This is a genomic window from Vibrio paucivorans, assembly GCF_054053395.1.
The window spans coordinates 1653199-1670469 of record NZ_CM133231.1 but is presented as its reverse complement, the minus strand read 5'-3'; the positions used below and the strand labels follow the sequence as shown (position 1 = coordinate 1670469).

16 protein-coding genes are annotated in these 17271 nt (G+C 44.3%); 9 read left to right on the top strand and 7 right to left on the bottom strand.

Annotated elements, in window-relative coordinates; all coding sequences use genetic code 11:
- Positions 1–129 precede the first annotated feature (129 nt).
- Positions 130–1119: a porin gene (locus ACXABW_RS22940; RefSeq protein ID WP_457525744.1), complete on the bottom strand. Its 990-nt coding sequence runs from the start codon at positions 1117–1119 to the stop codon at positions 130–132.
- Between the two features lie 197 nt (positions 1120–1316).
- Positions 1317–2348: a porin gene (locus ACXABW_RS22935; RefSeq protein WP_457525742.1), complete on the bottom strand. Its 1032-nt coding sequence runs from the start codon at positions 2346–2348 to the stop codon at positions 1317–1319.
- 438 nt (positions 2349–2786) lie between these two features.
- On the opposite strand from ACXABW_RS22935, the gene ACXABW_RS22930 reads away from it, so the two are divergent.
- From ACXABW_RS22930 to ACXABW_RS22900, 7 genes are all read left to right on the top strand, one after another.
- A complete protein-coding gene (locus ACXABW_RS22930; RefSeq protein ID WP_457525740.1) occupies positions 2787–3167 on the top strand; it encodes a hypothetical protein in 381 nt (126 codons plus the stop codon).
- 320 nt (positions 3168–3487) lie between these two features.
- Positions 3488–5575: a protein-disulfide reductase DsbD family protein gene (locus tag ACXABW_RS22925; RefSeq protein ID WP_457525738.1), complete on the top strand. Its 2088-nt coding sequence runs from the start codon at positions 3488–3490 to the stop codon at positions 5573–5575.
- Between the two features lie 4 nt (positions 5576–5579).
- Positions 5580–6104 (top strand): protein disulfide oxidoreductase, encoded by a 525-nt coding sequence (locus ACXABW_RS22920; protein ID WP_265686184.1) that lies wholly within the window; start codon positions 5580–5582, stop codon positions 6102–6104.
- 32 nt (positions 6105–6136) lie between these two features.
- Positions 6137–6871, top strand: coding sequence for a DsbA family protein (locus tag ACXABW_RS22915; protein WP_457525736.1), 735 nt, complete (start codon positions 6137–6139; stop codon positions 6869–6871).
- A 244-nt stretch (positions 6872–7115) separates the two neighbouring features.
- The gene (locus ACXABW_RS22910; RefSeq protein WP_457525735.1) at positions 7116–8117 is read left to right on the top strand and encodes a porin; all 1002 of its coding nucleotides are present in this window, start codon (positions 7116–7118) and stop codon (positions 8115–8117) included.
- A gap of 407 nt (positions 8118–8524) precedes the next feature.
- Positions 8525–9406, top strand: coding sequence for a DMT family transporter (locus ACXABW_RS22905; protein ID WP_265686186.1), 882 nt, complete (start codon positions 8525–8527; stop codon positions 9404–9406).
- A 62-nt stretch (positions 9407–9468) separates the two neighbouring features.
- The gene (locus ACXABW_RS22900; RefSeq protein ID WP_265686188.1) at positions 9469–10092 is read left to right on the top strand and encodes a glutaredoxin; all 624 of its coding nucleotides are present in this window, start codon (positions 9469–9471) and stop codon (positions 10090–10092) included.
- Positions 10093–10430: 338 nt separating this feature from the next.
- Here the strand turns inward: ACXABW_RS22900 and ACXABW_RS22895 are convergent, their stop codons facing one another.
- The 3 genes from ACXABW_RS22895 to ACXABW_RS22885 all read right to left on the bottom strand — a co-directional run bounded on the left by ACXABW_RS22895 (position 10431) and on the right by ACXABW_RS22885 (position 12357).
- The gene (locus ACXABW_RS22895) at positions 10431–10565 is read right to left on the bottom strand and encodes a hypothetical protein (RefSeq protein ID WP_286036694.1); all 135 of its coding nucleotides are present in this window, start codon (positions 10563–10565) and stop codon (positions 10431–10433) included.
- 148 nt (positions 10566–10713) lie between these two features.
- On the bottom strand, positions 10714–11064 hold the full coding sequence (locus tag ACXABW_RS22890; protein WP_457525732.1) for a hypothetical protein: 351 nt from the start codon (positions 11062–11064) through the stop codon (positions 10714–10716).
- Positions 11065–11157: 93 nt separating this feature from the next.
- Positions 11158–12357: a multidrug effflux MFS transporter gene (locus ACXABW_RS22885; RefSeq protein WP_252034170.1), complete on the bottom strand. Its 1200-nt coding sequence runs from the start codon at positions 12355–12357 to the stop codon at positions 11158–11160.
- A gap of 97 nt (positions 12358–12454) precedes the next feature.
- Here ACXABW_RS22885 and ACXABW_RS22880 point away from each other — a divergent pair, with 97 nt between their 5' ends.
- On the top strand, positions 12455–13342 hold the full coding sequence (locus tag ACXABW_RS22880) for a LysR family transcriptional regulator (protein WP_265686190.1): 888 nt from the start codon (positions 12455–12457) through the stop codon (positions 13340–13342).
- Positions 13343–13522: 180 nt separating this feature from the next.
- Positions 13523–15355, top strand: coding sequence for a putative bifunctional diguanylate cyclase/phosphodiesterase (locus ACXABW_RS22875; protein ID WP_252033403.1), 1833 nt, complete (start codon positions 13523–13525; stop codon positions 15353–15355).
- Between the two features lie 75 nt (positions 15356–15430).
- Here ACXABW_RS22875 and ACXABW_RS22870 read toward each other — a convergent pair whose 3' ends face one another.
- Both ACXABW_RS22870 and ACXABW_RS22865 read right to left on the bottom strand, forming a co-directional pair.
- Positions 15431–16690 (bottom strand): peptidoglycan DD-metalloendopeptidase family protein, encoded by a 1260-nt coding sequence (locus tag ACXABW_RS22870; protein WP_457527186.1) that lies wholly within the window; start codon positions 16688–16690, stop codon positions 15431–15433.
- 211 nt (positions 16691–16901) lie between these two features.
- Entirely contained in the window at positions 16902–17204 is a 303-nt protein-coding gene (locus tag ACXABW_RS22865; RefSeq protein ID WP_252033400.1) for an isoamylase early set domain-containing protein, read from the bottom strand.
- Between the last annotated feature and the right edge of the window lie 67 nt (positions 17205–17271).

The window sequence follows — 17271 nt, the reverse complement described above, 5'->3', positions numbered from 1 at the left end:
AAGTTATTAAGCCACAATAACGTGTGTAACACTTGCTCGGGCTCTAGATAGAAAAACACCTGCCCAAAGTGGACAGGTGCAAACACAAGAAGTGTGTTTAGGCAGTGTTCTTTTAATCTAATTTATGGCTTATAGGAAGTAACGAGCACCGATAATCCACTTGTCGTCTTCTTCCGTTCCGTAATCATCACCTAAATCAAACTGGTAGCCCGCAAATGTGACTAAGTTAGGAGTGACGGTGTATTCTGCCTGAAGAGCGCTTTGGCTAAATTGAGTCAAACTATTTTTGTCGTCTTCGACAGCTTCATAGTTCACACTGAGATTCAATCCATTACCAAGCGCATATGCGAGTAATGCTTCGTATTGCAGCGACTCTTCTAGGCCATCATAGAAATTCTCATTCATACCATACACGCCTGCAACGTACAGCCCTTCACCATAGCTACCGTAGTATAGACTCACGATATGAGAGGTAGCATCAACGGCAATAATACTTGGGCCGATGTCGCCACCAGAATACGAATATCCCAAACCAAAGCCCATCATGCTATAGCTCAGCGCTACCTGGAATCGCGTATCGGATACTCCGGAGTTTTCTCCTTGCCAACCTAGGCCAAAGTTAAAGCCTCCATCTTCACCAATAGCAAATGAGTTGCGATAGGTGACCATTTTATCACCACGACCGGACCCAGTAACACCTTGGTTTTCATAGAGAAAATCATTAGCAAATGCAATTGGTAAATCGGCGACACCCGCTACATCATAGTAAGGAGCCCACTGAGTACCTGCGACCAAACGGCCACCACTTTCATGAGTAGCACCGATGTAACCTAAACGAGTAGTGAAGCTTGTTCCGCCTCCATTTAAGTAATTGAGCTGCCATTCACCTTTAGCGTCAACTACGACACCATTACCGATATCCTGCGTGCCACCTACATTCAGCCTTGGCGAAACTTGGTTGACTTGAATATCGTCATCGGCGCCATACTCGCCGACGCCCACGTCGACATAACCACCGATAGAAAGAGTTGAACCTTCACTGTTATACACTTCGGCAGCGAAAGCTTGAGTACCACATGCTGTTGCCGCGATTGCTGCGGCTAATAATTTAATTTTCATGTTATATGTCCATATAGGTTTATACATTTCGTTTTTTTATGCATTACCACCAATGCATATCAAACACTTAAACCGTAGTAGGATTTCATAAACATGCAAATGCATCAGATCACATAACAAAAAAAACGCCAACTGCGCTATGCAGTTGGCGTTATCACAAATTACTGTGAAATCAGACAGTAAGGGGGACGTTTACCTTATAGGTAGTAACGTGCACCGATAACCCACTTGTCGTCAGTTTCGTTACCGTCAGCATCGTTTAGATCAAATTGGTAACCAGTGTAACCTACGAACTTAGGAGTGAAGTTGTATTCAGCTTGTAGAGCTAGCTCTTCACGATCTGTAGATTTTGTGTTTGATAGAGTTTCAGTGATTTCTACAGCTTCGTAGTTAACACTTAGGTTCAGGCTGTTTGCTAGAGCGTAAGCAGCGATCAATTCGTAAGAATCGCTCTCTTGACGGCTTACTTCTTTGTCTTCAGACATTTGGTAAACACCTGCTAGGTAAAGACCGTTACCGTAAGAACCGTATGCAGCAGAAAGTACATGGTAATCTAGAGAACCTTTCGCAGAACCGTAACCTTTAACATCACCAGTGCTGTATGCGTAACCTAAGTTAGCACCCATAACTGCGTAAGAAAGAGCGATTTGTACTCGATCGCTGTACTCAGAAATAAGAGTGCTACCATCTCTTGAATCTGTAGTACCTTGCCAACCGATACCTACGTTAAGTGCACCAGCGTTGCCGAAGTCGATACCATTACGGTAAGAAACCATATCGTCCGCACGAGTCTGACCTGTTTTAGCAAAGTCTTCACCTGTGTATAGGAAATCGTTCGCAAACGCGATTGGTAAATCAGTTACGCCAGCTACGTCGTAGAATGGTGCCCATTGAGTACCAACGTAAGTAGAACCGTAATCAGCGTGAGTAACACCGATGTAACCTAGACGAGTAGTGAATGACTCGTCAGAGTTTTCTAGAAGGTTTAGAGCCCACTCACCTTTAGCTTCAGCTGTGAAGCCGTTGCCTAGGTCTTGAGTTGCACCAAAGTTGATACGTGGAGAGTTAGTACCTACGCTAGCATCTTCAGCTTCAGAACCGTTCACGTTTACAGAAACGTGGCCGCCCATAGAGAAAGTACTACCGTCGTTGTTGTATAGTTCAACAGCAACAGCTTGAGTGCCGAATGCAGATGCAGCGATTGCTACAGCTAATAGTTTTTTGTTCATTTTAAAGTCCATATATGGTTGTCCACCGCAACCAGGGTGTTACACCTTGGTTAACAAGTGACACTGACTCTACCGATGGAACTCAGAAAAGTTGCATAAAATGATATAAAACAGACAAAAACAAATATAAATACAATAAAATCAACAACTTAATTAAATCATAAAAATCTATTTTTATCTTTTACTTATGTCACGACTGGTAACACCTTGTAATTTTTCGAGACACCTATCACTTTTTAGAAAAAACACATTCCTTTTTTAACACAATCAAAGACTTAACATCACCAGAATCTATAATTCAAACGTGTACTAATTAGTCGATTTTGAACACTGTTTTTAGTGTCAACGAATTCTTACAAATCGTTGACACAGCTAAGATTGCTCATCCTTCAGTAAAGCTTTATGCTTATCGCTTCGTTCACTGCTAGGTTTATTCACTTGCGTAAACTTTCCCAACACATTCGCGGTTATTGGTCATTATTTATGATCATGATTGTCGTGTTAGTCTGTTTTGGTAGCACTCTAGCGTCTACTAACGGTGCTATGGGAGTCACTTCGACTACAAATAGCCAAAACTTCGCAGCTGGTGAATCGAACGGAGTATCCACTCTTTCTTTAGAACAAGAACCCTGTAAGCTAATCACTCAGTTACTCAATCACGCTCAGAGCGGTTGGGAGCAGTTCGCACCAGCGCTGCTTCTGTTTACTATTGTATTAGCTACATCGGTTCGGTTTACTTTGGTTGCTGCCAAAACTGAAGTCATTCCAATACAGCCCAAGCGGCGTATTCATCTCAAGCACTGTATTTTCCAAGAGTAAAAACTCATCCACTCAAAATCTCCAGATGGACTCAAGGGATCGCTATGCCCATTGGCTTGGCATTTCCAAACGCAGTCGCTTTGTGTTCTTATTGCAGCCCCTTGACGTCATTTGGATTTAGATACCCATTGCCTGCTTGTGCGTTCCAGTTAAGATTGCTGTTCAGCTACACTGACATGTTTCTTTGATGAGAAGCATATACGCAATATTGACCGCACAGTTTCCTATGCACACAGCACTATAAGTGCGCCGTGTTCTTAGTTGATACAAGCAGAAATGGACGACCTGTTTGAATTTTTTGGAGAAAACAAGTGACAAATATGTCTGCCACTTTAGGCTTCAAACCCTTTAGGTTTGTCGCGCTTATTCTTACCCTACTTTCAAGTATCTGGGTAAGCTCGACTGCGTACGCTCAGTCAACCGGATGGTTACAGGACCCAAATCATCCTCCAGTTATGCTTCGAGTCATGACGACGGGACAGGTAGACAAGGAAGCCAAAACAATAGAAGCCGTTCTAGATGTAAAACTGTCTGGAGAGTGGAAAACGTACTGGCGCAGCCCTGGTGAAGGCGGTGTCGCTCCTGAGTTAGATTGGAGTCAGTCTGAAAACATCGCTGATATCGAATGGCACTGGCCAGTTCCAGCTTATTACGAGCAACTGGGGGTAATGACTTTAGGCTACAAGCACAATGTTAGCTTCCCTATTACCTTACGCGTAGAGGACATCAACCAACCGGTAATCCTGCGCGCGAATCTCCGTCTGCCTTCGTGTACCAATATCTGTGTGATTACGGATTATGATGTGTCACTGACACTTGATCCTACCGACCTCACCCTAGATGAAGATGCCGCTTTTTTATATACCCAAGGAATGAGCCTGACCCCTAAACATAATGGTATGGTTGAAGCTCAAGCCAACTACTGGGATCAAGCAAACCAGACGCTTACAGTAAAACTCACCACCAACCAGAAGTGGGAAAAACCGCAGATCTTGGTCGACGGTGACGATGTCGTCGATGAATACTTTGCGGAGCCAAAGATCGCTTACGATGGCAACGAGCTGTACGCCAAATTCAAGGTGTCCAACTGGCTAGGCGAAGCGGATTTAGCTGGCAAATCGGTCACACTTACTGTGTCAGATGCGTCGATTCTCAGCGAAGTAAGTACTGACATTTCCACTACACCACTCAACATGCCTAGCCAAACCAACTTTATCTGGATGGTCGGCTTCGCTCTGCTTGGTGGGTTGATTCTAAATATTATGCCTTGTGTCTTACCTGTGCTCGGAATGAAGCTTAACAGCTTGTTGCACTCCCAAGATATGGAACCAAGACAAATCAGATTGTCATTCTTGGCATCTGCATTGGGAATCATCACTTCATTTGCCATTCTCGCCGGCGGATTAACGCTGCTTAAGCTTGGTGGCAACGCTATTGGTTGGGGTATCCAGTTCCAAAACATGTGGTTCATTGGCTTCATGGTGCTGGTAACCTTAGTCTTTGCCATCAACCTACTAGGCTTGATTGAGTTTAGGTTGCCAAGTGGCATGAATACTTGGATGGCAACGAAAGGAAATAACTCTCACTCAGGTCATTTTATTCAAGGTATGTTTGCCACTCTATTGGCAACACCGTGTAGTGCTCCATTTTTAGGCACCGCAGTCGCCTATGCGCTTGGTGCTAGCTACGCCGAAATGTGGGCAATTTTCATCGCACTCGGTGTTGGTATGAGCGCACCATGGTTGTTGTTTACCGCTATGCCGCAATTAGTCAAATTCTTGCCGAAACCTGGTAACTGGATGAATACCGTGAAAACGGTGTTTGGCGTAATGATGTTAATCACCAGTTTATGGCTAATAAGTCTAATGAAACCTTTCGTTGGACAAATGGTCAGTATATTGGCTGTGATTGGCGTCTTGCTAGCGGTACTGATTTGGATCGGGTTGAAGCACGGTAAGAAAGTCGTTATCGCTATTTTAGCGGTCGTCACTTTTGCATTCGGAGGCGGTTTGATTATTGGTAGCCTTACTGCAGACAAATGGTCTACGCCAATCGTGGATGACTTACCATGGCAAAAACTCGATGCTGAGCAAATCCCAGAGTTAGTCGCGCAAGGCAAGACAGTATTTGTCGATGTAACCGCTGATTGGTGTATCACCTGTAAGGCCAACAAGATTGGCGTGATACTGCAAAACCCAGTATACGACCGACTTAACACAGGTGACATCGTACTCATGCGCGGTGACTGGACAACGCCAAGTGACTCTGTCACCAAATACTTGCAGAGTAACGATCGATTTGGCGTGCCATTTAACATCGTCTACGGGCCGAAATACCCGAACGGAATTCCGCTACCGGTGATTTTGAATAGCGATGTTGTAATGGATGCAATCAAACTAGCGGAGTAACACCATGACTGAGACAGGGGATCAGCCCAAAAAACCGAGCAAATTGCTCAAATGGGCAAAAGAACTGCTGGGCATCATTGTCATCGTCACGGTAGTTTCTTTCGTAATGAACATCTATTACAGCTCATCGATGCCCGAGGGCCAAGCTCCTAACATAGAAGCGTTTACTATTGATGGCAAACGTATCGATGTAAACGAGATGAGTAAAGACGGACCTGTGATCGTTTACTTCTGGGCGACATGGTGTGGTGCGTGTAAGTTAGTGAGCCCAAGCATTGACTACTTCGATAAGCACTACCCTGTTGTTTCCGTGGCACTGTCGTCCGGTAGTAACGAGCGTATTCAGCAATATATGACGGCTAAGGAACACCAGTTTGAAGTGATTAACGATCACAACGGGCAGTTTAGTCGGGAATGGGGAATCCAAGTAACTCCAACAATCGTCATCATTAACGATGGCGAAATTAAAAGCATTACAACAGGCGTAACCACTCCGATAGGAATATGGTTAAGAGCACTTTTCGCTTGATGCTCTGCTCAGTATCAAGCTAAGGAAATATTATGAAGAAATCATTTATCGCGCTTGCGACAGCGTCAGCTCTACTATTTAGCTCAGTTTCATTGGCAGAGCTAACTAAAGAACAGCAGCAGCAACTTGCTGATATCAACAAACTTCTAGAGTCGAACCCTGAAGTCATCGCTAACCTGCATCAAAGCTTAGCGAAATACGTTGATGGCCAAGCACTACTGGAAAAAGCCAAAGCAGAGAACCACGATTGGCTATACAACACCAAAGATCACAGTATCACCGGTAACCCAGAAGGTAAGACGGTCCTGATCAACTTTACTGACTACAACTGCCCGTACTGTAAGAAACTAGAAGCGGGTATCGAGCAACTTGTGAAAGAATATGACGACGTCAAAGTCATCAACATTATTGTTCCCCTGCAGCAACAACAAGTGAAAGGCCTAGACACAAACTCAGCCGTCTATTCACTCAAGGTTTGGCAAGAAGCGCCTGAATCATTCCAAGAGGTACATAACCTTCTGGTAGCGAAAAATGGCCGCCATACCAAAGATTCATTAGAGAAGATTGCGAAAAAGACCAACACTGAGAAGCTGTTAGTCGAAGACAGCGAAATCCAAAAGACGGTGATGAAAAACTACCGTGCGTTCAATGAATTAGGCTTAGGTGGTACTCCTGCTATCTTTATCGGCGACCAAATCATCCCAGGCTTTATTCCTTATACTCAACTAAAGGAGCTAGTCGCAAAAGAAATAGAGTCTAACGGCTAGATTTTGAAACTGAGAGTCCTCTTAAAATGCCCCTACTAATAGGGGCATTTTTTATTACTTGAGACTAAAACCAACAGCGGCAGCTCAAAAGAGACTATTTATTCAAGCAATAGTCATAAAATATAAATAAAACTGACACTTAAGCGTAATCTATCAGAAATTAAAACTTCATTTATCTCACTTATCTTTATCGCCAACAAACATTCAGAGCATCGAAGCTCAAACTATAAATAAGGTAAGTAAAATGAAACAAGCAGCAATCGCTACGGCAATTCTTTCAGCCTTGGTATCTGGTTCATCTCTAGCAGCATCGGTATACAGCAACGATGGTACAGACCTTTCTATCGGCGGTCGTGCAGAATTTCGTGGCGACTTCGGTGGTGACGACAGCGGTAACGAAATCGACGGCACAATGAAAAACAAGAGCCGTGTTCGCTTAAACGTAAAAGGCTCAACAGAAATTTCTGAATCACTAAAAGGTTTCGCGAAATATGAAGCTGAGCAATCAGTTACTTCATCTGGCGATAACGAAAAGACCGACAACTTCAAACAGCGCTACATGTTTGCAGGATTGAAAGGTGACTTCGGTGCATTCTCAGTTGGTAAGCAAGACACTGCTGGCGTTCAAATCTCAAACATGTCAGATATCTCTACTTACTCTGGCGACCAAAAAGCCTTCATCAATGCGGGTGACGAGCAAGCAAACAACGCATTCGTCTACCAATACGCGACTGAGCAGCTAAACCTACAAGCAAGTTTCATTGCTGCTGAAGCAAAAGATGAAAATGGCTTCGGTGTTTCAGGTACTTACTTCCTACCTATGGGACTAGGCCTAGGTTTAGGTTACGCGACTAACGACAACGGCGAAGGTGCGGGTTCTGCAAACCAAATCATTGGTGGTGTGAGCTACGAGCTAGATGCACTATACCTTGGTGCAACATACACAATGGGTGACCTAGACGACAAAGCGAAAACTGAGTTCAACGGTTTAGAGATCGCGGGTCACTACAAGTTTACTAGCCAATTCCGTCTTATTGCCGCTTACCAAAAGCAAGAAGAGGAAGACAAATCTTCAAGCACAACCACAAACTTGTCTGATTTCTTCGAGTTAACTGGCCGTTACGACTTCAACAAGTCAATCCGTGGCTACGTATCTTACAAACTGAACAACCTAGACAAAGAAGACATTGGCCAATCTTACGACGCGAAGGATTCTATTCGCCTAGGCCTACGCTACAACTTCTAATCTCTGAATATACTCCTAAAGGAACTGTCCTTTAACCCTTGGCCGAGCTAATGCTCGGCCTTTTTTATGTTCGATTTTGGCTCAGTTCTCCCCAATTCGGTGCGCTTTTATCAAACGTTCAACTTCGCTACATGTTCTGATCCCTTGCTTTCCCTTACGTACAAGCCATTTTTAATTGTTGTCTAAGTTGGCATAGAGTCTGCTACTACTAAATGGTTATCTGCTTACTTGATAACATGCTCCATCTTTCGTCACGGGCAAGGTGACGAAAACTTCATGTCCTTTGCCTCCCCTTTCGGGGAGGATTTTTTCAACCAACTACCTGAACATCTTGTTCAAACGACTTCTCTTGCTAACTATCTATAAAACCGTATGATTTTGCACAGTCTTTCAAAATCGTCATCAATATGAGTCAACAACATCACCACCCGATCCAAGGTGCCAGCTGGATGCTTACTGCTGGCCTCGCGTTTGCTATCGTTAACAGCCTGGCACAAATCGCCAGTATTAATTACGGGCTTTCTTCGACTACAGTCGCGTTTATCCAATATGGTGTCGCATTACTGGTCATCCTGCCGTATTTGAAAACACTAGGGATTCGACAATCTCTACGTACCCAGCATTTTGGCTTACATGCTTTCCGTGTGTTTCTCTCGGTCATTGGCATACAACTGTGGCTATGGGCATTAGCTTATCCAGTTCCAATTTGGCAAGGGATTGCGCTGCTGATGACGTCTCCACTTTTTGCCACCGTCGGCTCGGGGTTATTCCTTAAAGAAAAAGTAGGCATAGCCCGTTGGGGAGCAACATTAGCCGGCTTCGCGGGTGCCATGATCATTCTGGAACCTTGGTCTGATGAATTTAGCTGGGCAGCATTGCTACCCGTTGGTGCAGCTTTCTTTTGGGCGTGTTACTCATTGATGGTGAAAAAGCTCTCCTCCAATGATTCCCCTTCAACCATGGTTGTATACTTACTGGTATTAATCACCCCATTTAACCTGTTATTGGCAGTACCAGAATGGCAAACTCCAGACAGCATTGCATTATGGGGCATCCTGCTCTTTGCTGGCTGTATGACAGCCTTGGCTCAATGGGCCATAGTTAAAGCATACTCAGTTGCGGACGCCTCCTTTGTTCAACCCTTCGATCACGCGAAACTGCCATTGAACGTGCTTGCAGGATGGCTGGTTTTTAGTTGGGTTCCACCTGGTCGGTTATGGCTTGGAGCGGCAATCATTATTGCTTCAGTTGCGTTTATTACTCGGTGGGAAGCAAAAAAATCGTCATAGCTGAAATTTCTTGGCGAACTATCGGTTCTTATTGATTAAGAATCATTTAAGAGGGAATATCGATGACTAAACCAATCAAAGTAACGCTATATCGTTGGGCAGGCAGTTGGGGGCCATTCAAAGTCAATATTCCGTGTGGTGAATGCACATTAACCAAGGATATCTTGGCTGATACGTTTGCAAATGAACTTGCTGACGTGCCCGTTGAACTGGAAGTCAAAGATTGGTTATCGCACTGGTGGGAACCGTTGAAAAAAGGTGCATGGCATGCACCGATACTCATGGTAGAAGGCCAAGTTGTGAGTCAAGGGGAAGCACTCAACCGCGGCGTCTTGGTTCAATCGATCATCAAAGAGTGGACAACTCGAGACACACTAAAAGGCAATATTGTCTACGGCAAAGCAACTTGCCCATATTGTGTTAAAGCCAAACAAATGCTCGATGAAGCAGGTGTTGAGTATCAATATCATGATGTGGTTAAAGAGAGCGCAGCCCTGTACCGAATGATCCCGGAAGTAAAGGCAATCATTGGTGAGAAAACACCAGTGACCGTGCCACAAATTTGGCTTGATGGTCAATATATCGGTGGCGCAGATAATCTCGAAGCTTGGATGAAAGAAAAGGGTTTGGACAGCATTCCAGATAATGTCGTGACTATGGAAAATAACCAGTCTTCAGTCGGATAAAAGCCCTATATACCCAAGTGACTTCAAGATGAAGGATTCAGAGCGTTATCACTGGTTCAAGTTCAAGGCAAATGGCGCAGCGGAATAACGGGTTCTTTCCAAGTCATTTAACGTAGAAATTGAGCCAATGATACGCTCCCAAAGGGCGAGTTTGCCTAGCTCGCACACGTTGTTAACGATTCTCAATTTAGAACCACTAGATTGTCAAATCGTTGCCGCGTTTGCAAACTAGGCAATTCTCGCTGAACCACGCATCTTGACGTTACTTGGGTATAAACAAAAGCCCCAGTACTGGACGCTATTTACGGTCCTGAGTACTGGGGCTTTTTAATTCCGTTTTACTTGCTCATTTTCTTTTTCAGTCTTTTGAACAATGACACCTTCTTCGGTGCTGCTTTTCCATAAAGCGAATCTTCCATCATACGTTTTGCCATTAAGTGACCAACGTAGACATTTCCTAGATCATGACCCATTACAATTCTCCAAAAAGCCATAAATGCGGCGGAGGATTGTAACTGGAAAAGAGACAAAAACAAGATCTAAATCACACTTTTATGCCATTTTGTTTTAGGAACGATAGCGCGAAAAAGCTCAGCTCATACGAGCTGTATATAGAACACACTAGCTGCGTTTTGGCTGCTTGTATGTCTTGCCTGCTGCAGTGTATGTGTCTTTTTGTTTTACCTCGAACATAGCATCGAAGAACCACGCAACAAATTTGATCACGTCATCGCCTTCATTCATGACGTGCTCAACAAATTCTTCTTGCTCACCCTGTTCATTTTCTTGGAGCGTGACATGAAAGATACGCTGCTCACCTTCAACTTCAGCAAGTGCAAATTGGCCAACTAATGAGCTAGCCGCTTCAGAGATCTCATTGTCTTCTTGGCTTTTGAGTACTTCTAGCGCCTGAGGTAAATTTTCAGCTTCACACAAAGTTTTAACTAGTGCTTCGAATTCGTTATGTTGCATTTTGATTGCCCTTAATTGGTTTGGGCGCATTGTATACCCAAATCGCAATTAAACCCACCAGCCCTACCCTTCAAAAAAATCTAACGCAATGTATTAAGCGGTTTCGGTCACCAATTGGCGGCTTTTTCGACCACTTAGTAATACAGCCCCCATAGCAGCACAAATACACAGGTAGAAGTAGCCCAAACTCGTCTGGCTAGTCACCCAGTTTTCTACCAAGAAGCCACCAAACAAACCCGACAAACACATTTGTACCGATCCTGATAGCGCCGATACAGATCCTGCCTGCGTTTTGTGTGGCTCTAATAACAGGCTGATCGACAACGGAAATGAGATACCCTGTGCAATAGTCAGCCAAGTGAGAGCCCAAATCAGGTTAAAAATTGTCATCTCAGTAAACAATAACCAACCTCCAGCAAATGCCATGATCGTTATGGCAATGGCAAGTAACTGATGCGTACTGAAGAAACGATTCAGAATATTGAGGCTTACGCTGCCCATCATTAACCCTGCAGAAGGGATCAACATGACGGTGCCGTAGTCAGCCGCGGTTAGTCCCAATTGTTTTTGCAGTAGAAAGGGGAATATCGACAGAGAAACCAATGCAGCCAAATAGCTAAACCAGTTGTAACTCGCACTACCAATAACCTGAGGGTTGCGGACTAACAGCCAATAGTTAGAAACAACTTTACTGGCATCAAAACGTTGTTTTGAGTATGGCAAGGTCTCTGGCAGGATAAACCAGCCCAGCACAAAGATTCCACATAAGTATATGAGTACAAAAGCAAACACCGCTTCCCAACTCAAATGGAATGCTATCCAGCCCCCAAACACAGGGGAAATGATTGGCATAACGGACGCTGTTACAGACATATAAGATAGGGCTTTGGTAAGCTGTGCGCCATCATAGCTGTCTCTGAGTACACTTCTCCCCAGCACAGAAGCACTTCCCGCCCCTAAGCCTTGCAATAGGCGCCCAAATTCGAGTGCTGCAAATGAATCGGAAAAGAGCAAGCAAATCACAGTACCAACTAAGTAGACGCCTTGCCCAAAAATAAAGATAGGTCGACGCCCTATCGCGTCAGACATAGGGCCGTAGAATAGTTGCGAGACGCCAAAACCCACTAAAAAAAGCGTAACCAGCATTTGAACTTGGGTTTGGTCGACAGCGAGCGAATCACTAATCAAAGGTAGTGACGGTAAATAGATACTCACGCCTACTTGGCCAGTCGCAATGATCATCATTGCCAACAGCATCGGCGTTCGATTGAAGGTGTTTTTCTGTTCTTTCATCATGAAAATCAGTTTATATTGGTAACTGTGAATTGATAATTCAGAAAATGGGAAATGAATTACTTCCCAAAAAGAAACAATAAGAGGCAGACAAGCGATGGATTGGATACAAAGCGTACAAAGTTACATCCGAGTGGTAGAAGAAGGCAGCTTTAACGGTGCGGCACGCAAACTCAATACCACCAGCTCTGCAATCAGTAAACGAATCCATTGGCTTGAAGATCGTATTGGCGTTCAGTTACTTAAACGGACAACTCGATCTGTCACGCAAACCGAAGCTGGCGCCTTGTTTTATGAACGTGCCAAGAGCCAACTCGATAGTTGGCAGTCAGTGGTCGATGAAACACGCAGCGTAAACCAAACTCCTGCTGGCCTGTTGAGGATTGGCGCTACCTTAGCGGTCGGCGCGAAATTTCTAGTTCAGTATCTGGACGACTTCTTACAACAATACCCAGACATTCGAATCCAGCTCACCACGACTACCCCAGGGCAACTGCCAGAGCTCAGCCTGGATCTGTTTATCAGTCGTGAGATTGAACAGCTGAACTCTTTGAGCTTCAAAGCCACCCCTCTATTTGAACACCAAGCAGGGTTTTATGCCGCACCCAGCTACATTGAGAAACACGGCGAACCTAAAGATGTCGATGAGTTGATGCAACACAATATGCTCAACTGGGGGGAGCGACCACACCGGGAGATAAAACTGACTCACGGCCGTAGAATTCACTTGTCGGGTAACTTCGCAACGACTAACCCAGAAGCCTTATTCTATGCAGGTAAAGCAGGTATGGGGATCTTATTGTCCAACAACGTCATGTTGAAAGAAGAGCTTAAAACCGGTGCGTTGGTGAGAATTCTGCCTGACATTACCGCCGATGAAACGACGGTTTATGCCTATTATCCTAAGCTTGATTACCAACACACCCGCACACAACTGTTTCTAGATTATCTTAAGCAGCGCTTGGCCAGTGAAGAACAGAAATAGTGCGTTAAACTAAATCGAAAATATTCTTATTTAAGTCTCTGAATCGGTGAAAATTGTCAAAAAAGGTTCACAAAAAACTGTGAGCTGAGTTTGAAAAAATGTGTGATCTCTACCATAGTAACTAAGTGCATATTCTAATAACAAAAAGTGAATAGCTTCACTACAACGTGAGTTCTCATTATGGCTAAGAGATCAACGGCAAGTAGTCCAATTGGCTTAGATATTCTCAAAGATACCCTGCTATTGGATGGCGCCACACTGTTAGACAGAGTCACTTTAGTGCTTCATCAGCACTTCGATAGTCACTGCACCTGTGTGATCGAAATTGATAAACTCCACTATAGTGCTCAAACCCTTTCCTATGCTTGTGACAACAGCATTCAACAAGACATCAATTACCAGATAAAGAGCACCCCTTGTGAGCAGATAGGCAAGTCACATCAAGACTATTGCCTGTATTCCGATAATGTCTCCGAGGCTTTTCCAAACGATAACTACATCTACCAGAATAATATTCGCGGCTACTTAGGTATCCCACTAAAAACACAATCCGGTGAAGTGCTGGGGATCCTACTTTCTACCTACACCGAACCGCTTACTGACTCCAGTGATGTGGTTTATTATCATCAGATGTTTGCCAATGTGATCGTACATAGCTTGCGCTCTAAGTGGTTAATGGAACGTTCCGACAGCCTCGTGAATCAATTGAGCTATGAAGTCTCCCACGATAACTTAACCAACCTGATGAACCGCTCTTACCTTTCTGATCGATTAGAGGTAATGACGGAAAACTCGAATACTCCTTTTACACTCGCTTACATAGACATCGATAACTTCAAGTCAATCAATGATCTATATGGTAATTACATTGGTGACCAAGTGATCAAGTTTGTCGCCGACGCACTGACCAGTGTGGTACCTGAAAACAACTTATCATTCCGAATTGCGGGTGATGAATTCGCGTTTATTACCCATTCGCCAGAACCTTTGCAGATCTGTCGCTCGCTTGTCAGTAAACTCGAACAAGGTTACGTCGACTCATCACACGACATTAAGGTTAGCGTCAGTATTGGGATTGCGCGCAAATCTGAAGCGCCGATGAACCCCGACCAATTGATTCTCAATGCCAGCCTTGCACTTAAAGACTGTAAGCGGTCACGACAAACCAATATCCAGTGTTACGACACCCATTTAAGCGCTAAGTATTATCGTCGAACCCAGATCATTGATGCTCTTAGGCATGAATTGTCTAAACCTCGAGGTAGTATCAGCGAAATCTATGTCGCCACACAGCCAATCGTACATCGTGAACATAAACGTTGGGACTATTTTGAAATATTGGCACGCTGGACCAACCCTCACCTTGGCACCATTTCTCCGATTGAGTTTATCGAGGCCGCAGAGCAATCTGGCTTAATCATCGAACTTGGCGAACGTATCGTTGAACTCGCCTGTGCTGCTAAGTTAGAGCTGGAAAATGGATTGGGTTACAAGGTTAAGCTCGGCTTAAACTGTTCTGCCCACGAATTAAATGACTCAGGTCGTTACTTGGAACACCTGACCAATACCATTCAAAACTACGGATTTAAAGCCAACGAGTTTGTCATTGAGCTGACCGAAACCGTGCTTCTGTCTCGTACAGACGAGGTTCGTTTTGTGCTCGATAAGCTGAGAAACCTCGGCTTTACTGTAGCGCTGGATGATTTTGGTACTGGCTACTCTAGTCTCAACTACATCCATAGTTATCCTATTGATTGTATTAAGATAGATGCAACCTTTATCCGCAACATGCTAAACAATGAAACCTCAGAGCGCGTTGTATGGTTGATCATTCAACTGGCGCAGCAATTAAATGTCGATCTAGTCGCGGAAGGGGTGGAAGATCAAGAAGCGCTCGAAAAACTCTACAGCATGGGGTGCAAACAGATCCAAGGCTATTACTTTTCGCGACCTGAGACCCCATTGGCAATCATCAACCACTACTTCAACATCAAGAATACGCGAACTGCGTAGCCCTAGTAGGTGTAATCTAAATACAAAAATCCCCCAAACTTCGGGGGATTTTTATTAAGCATTGATGACCGCGACCTAGCCTTTTGAACTTTCGTTGCCCGCAGATTCAATCGCTAACTTTAGCTCTTGCTGCTTGAGCATCGCATCTAGCTCATTACGCCTTGCAACAAAACCAGCCATTTCCTTCTTCGGCACAGAGTTCGCCATAGGAATGTTAGCGGTCATCGCGTTTACAGGGCGACCTCGCACAATTAATTCATAGTGAATATGCGGACCGGTTACACGGCCAGACATACCCGACAAACCGATGCGCTGTCCACGGCTCACTTTCTGCCCTTTGCGCACTAAGATTTTACTCAGGTGTAAGTAACGCGTCTTGTAGGTACTACCATGCTGAATCACAACATAATTACCCGCGTACGGGTGCTTACGCGTCATGATCACAACACCATCACCTGTCGAAACGATAGGGGTACCAATCGGTGTCGCCCAGTCGGTGCCATTGTGTGGAGAGACACGGCCTGTAACTGGGTGTAAACGTTTCGGATTAAAGTTAGAACTTAAACGATAGTTCGACTTGATAGGCTTGCGCTGAAAAGCACGTTGCAAACTATTGCCGTCTTTATCGTAGTACTGACCATCTTTATGCAGATAAGCCGTGACTTCTTGGCCACGATTGAAGATCTTAATCGCCTGAATCTCTCGGTTCCCTGTCAATTTATCCCCCACATACTGACGGGATTGAACCACTTCAAATTTATCACCCGCTCGTAGGTCACGTGCGAAGTTAATTTTGTCTTTAAGCAGAGAAACCACATGTTCGATTTCTGCGCTGTTCAAGCCCATGCGGTTCACCGATTGTGAGAAACTGCCATTTATTTCCCCAACCATTGGAAACTCTTTCCACTCACCCGGAAGCTTCACATCCTCGAAGCTGTAACTACCGTCTTCCAGGCGAGTATAAACTGCTCGTTCAACAATGCTGAACTCAAGTTCCATTTTCGCAAGAGAGTTGTCAGTGTCAGATTTCCAAAAACGAAGTGTATTACCAGGGCGCAGAGTATCGAGAGCAAGGAAGTTTAAATCGGTTTCCATGACACTCATCATGTCTTTATAACCGAAACCGAGTTGGTCAAAAATGGTACTTAGATTATCGCCAGAAGCAATGACATACTCATAATCAGGTACATCGACTTGCTTGACCTCGGTATCCATTAGAATGTCTTCGACAATTTTAGATTCAGGTAACGAAAGTTCTACCGTCCTTTGTAGAGAGTTGCCACCTAAAGAAGACATCGCGACAGCCGCTGCCAATGGCAAGCATGCAACCAACATTTTCTGGCGTTTCGATAACGCAGACAGTCGGGCTGTAATTGATTTAGGACGCACAACAGAACCTATATATGATGAATACAAAGGCCTAAGAGTAAGGGTTTAAGGTGAAAATGTCACCTTTGTCGTATCAAGAAAAGGTTAAAAAAGGCACCGAAGTGCCTTGATATTTAGTTCATGGATGAGGCGTAAGTACACACTTACTTATTATCAATCAGTTAGCGTAAGTCTTAACTAGACAGTTGTCTTCGCCATAACCGTTGGGAATGTATTGGTCTGCATTCGGATCATTGACCCATTTCTGGTTATCGACCAAGTAACGAAATTCGAACTGAGCATCTTTCGGTAGACGCGTTTTAAACTTAAATGATTTGGATTTGGCTACTTTTTTCATTTCCGTTGGCTGCCAATCCAAAAAATCCGCCACCAACGCTACCGATGAATCGGCGTGTGACGCATCTAATTCAAAGGTGACTTCTACTTCGTCTTTGGTCTTGAAAAACCGCTTATTGATCATCTCAAACTCCCTTTCAAACAATATACTGATAACAACGTCTAATCATAGGCAACCTAAGACATATTCA

What these genes read in the sequence shown, in the direction of transcription:
- ACXABW_RS22940 (WP_457525744.1), bottom strand. Translation starts at nt 1,119, where the DNA reads ATGAAAATTAAATTATTAGCCGCAGCAATCGCGGCAACAGCATGTGGT.
- ACXABW_RS22935 (WP_457525742.1), bottom strand. Translation starts at nt 2,348, where the DNA reads ATGAACAAAAAACTATTAGCTGTAGCAATCGCTGCATCTGCATTCGGC.
- ACXABW_RS22925 (WP_457525738.1), top strand. Translation starts at nt 3,488, where the DNA reads ATGTCTGCCACTTTAGGCTTCAAACCCTTTAGGTTTGTCGCGCTTATT.
- ACXABW_RS22920 (WP_265686184.1), top strand. Translation starts at nt 5,580, where the DNA reads ATGACTGAGACAGGGGATCAGCCCAAAAAACCGAGCAAATTGCTCAAA.
- ACXABW_RS22915 (WP_457525736.1), top strand. Translation starts at nt 6,137, where the DNA reads ATGAAGAAATCATTTATCGCGCTTGCGACAGCGTCAGCTCTACTATTT.
- ACXABW_RS22910 (WP_457525735.1), top strand. Translation starts at nt 7,116, where the DNA reads ATGAAACAAGCAGCAATCGCTACGGCAATTCTTTCAGCCTTGGTATCT.
- ACXABW_RS22905 (WP_265686186.1), top strand. Translation starts at nt 8,525, where the DNA reads ATGAGTCAACAACATCACCACCCGATCCAAGGTGCCAGCTGGATGCTT.
- ACXABW_RS22900 (WP_265686188.1), top strand. Translation starts at nt 9,469, where the DNA reads ATGACTAAACCAATCAAAGTAACGCTATATCGTTGGGCAGGCAGTTGG.
- ACXABW_RS22895 (WP_286036694.1), bottom strand. Translation starts at nt 10,565, where the DNA reads ATGGGTCATGATCTAGGAAATGTCTACGTTGGTCACTTAATGGCAAAA.
- ACXABW_RS22890 (WP_457525732.1), bottom strand. Translation starts at nt 11,064, where the DNA reads ATGCAACATAACGAATTCGAAGCACTAGTTAAAACTTTGTGTGAAGCT.
- ACXABW_RS22885 (WP_252034170.1), bottom strand. Translation starts at nt 12,357, where the DNA reads ATGAAAGAACAGAAAAACACCTTCAATCGAACGCCGATGCTGTTGGCA.
- ACXABW_RS22880 (WP_265686190.1), top strand. Translation starts at nt 12,455, where the DNA reads ATGGATTGGATACAAAGCGTACAAAGTTACATCCGAGTGGTAGAAGAA.
- ACXABW_RS22875 (WP_252033403.1), top strand. Translation starts at nt 13,523, where the DNA reads ATGGCTAAGAGATCAACGGCAAGTAGTCCAATTGGCTTAGATATTCTC.
- ACXABW_RS22870 (WP_457527186.1), bottom strand. Translation starts at nt 16,690, where the DNA reads ATGTTGGTTGCATGCTTGCCATTGGCAGCGGCTGTCGCGATGTCTTCT.
- ACXABW_RS22865 (WP_252033400.1), bottom strand. Translation starts at nt 17,204, where the DNA reads ATGATCAATAAGCGGTTTTTCAAGACCAAAGACGAAGTAGAAGTCACC.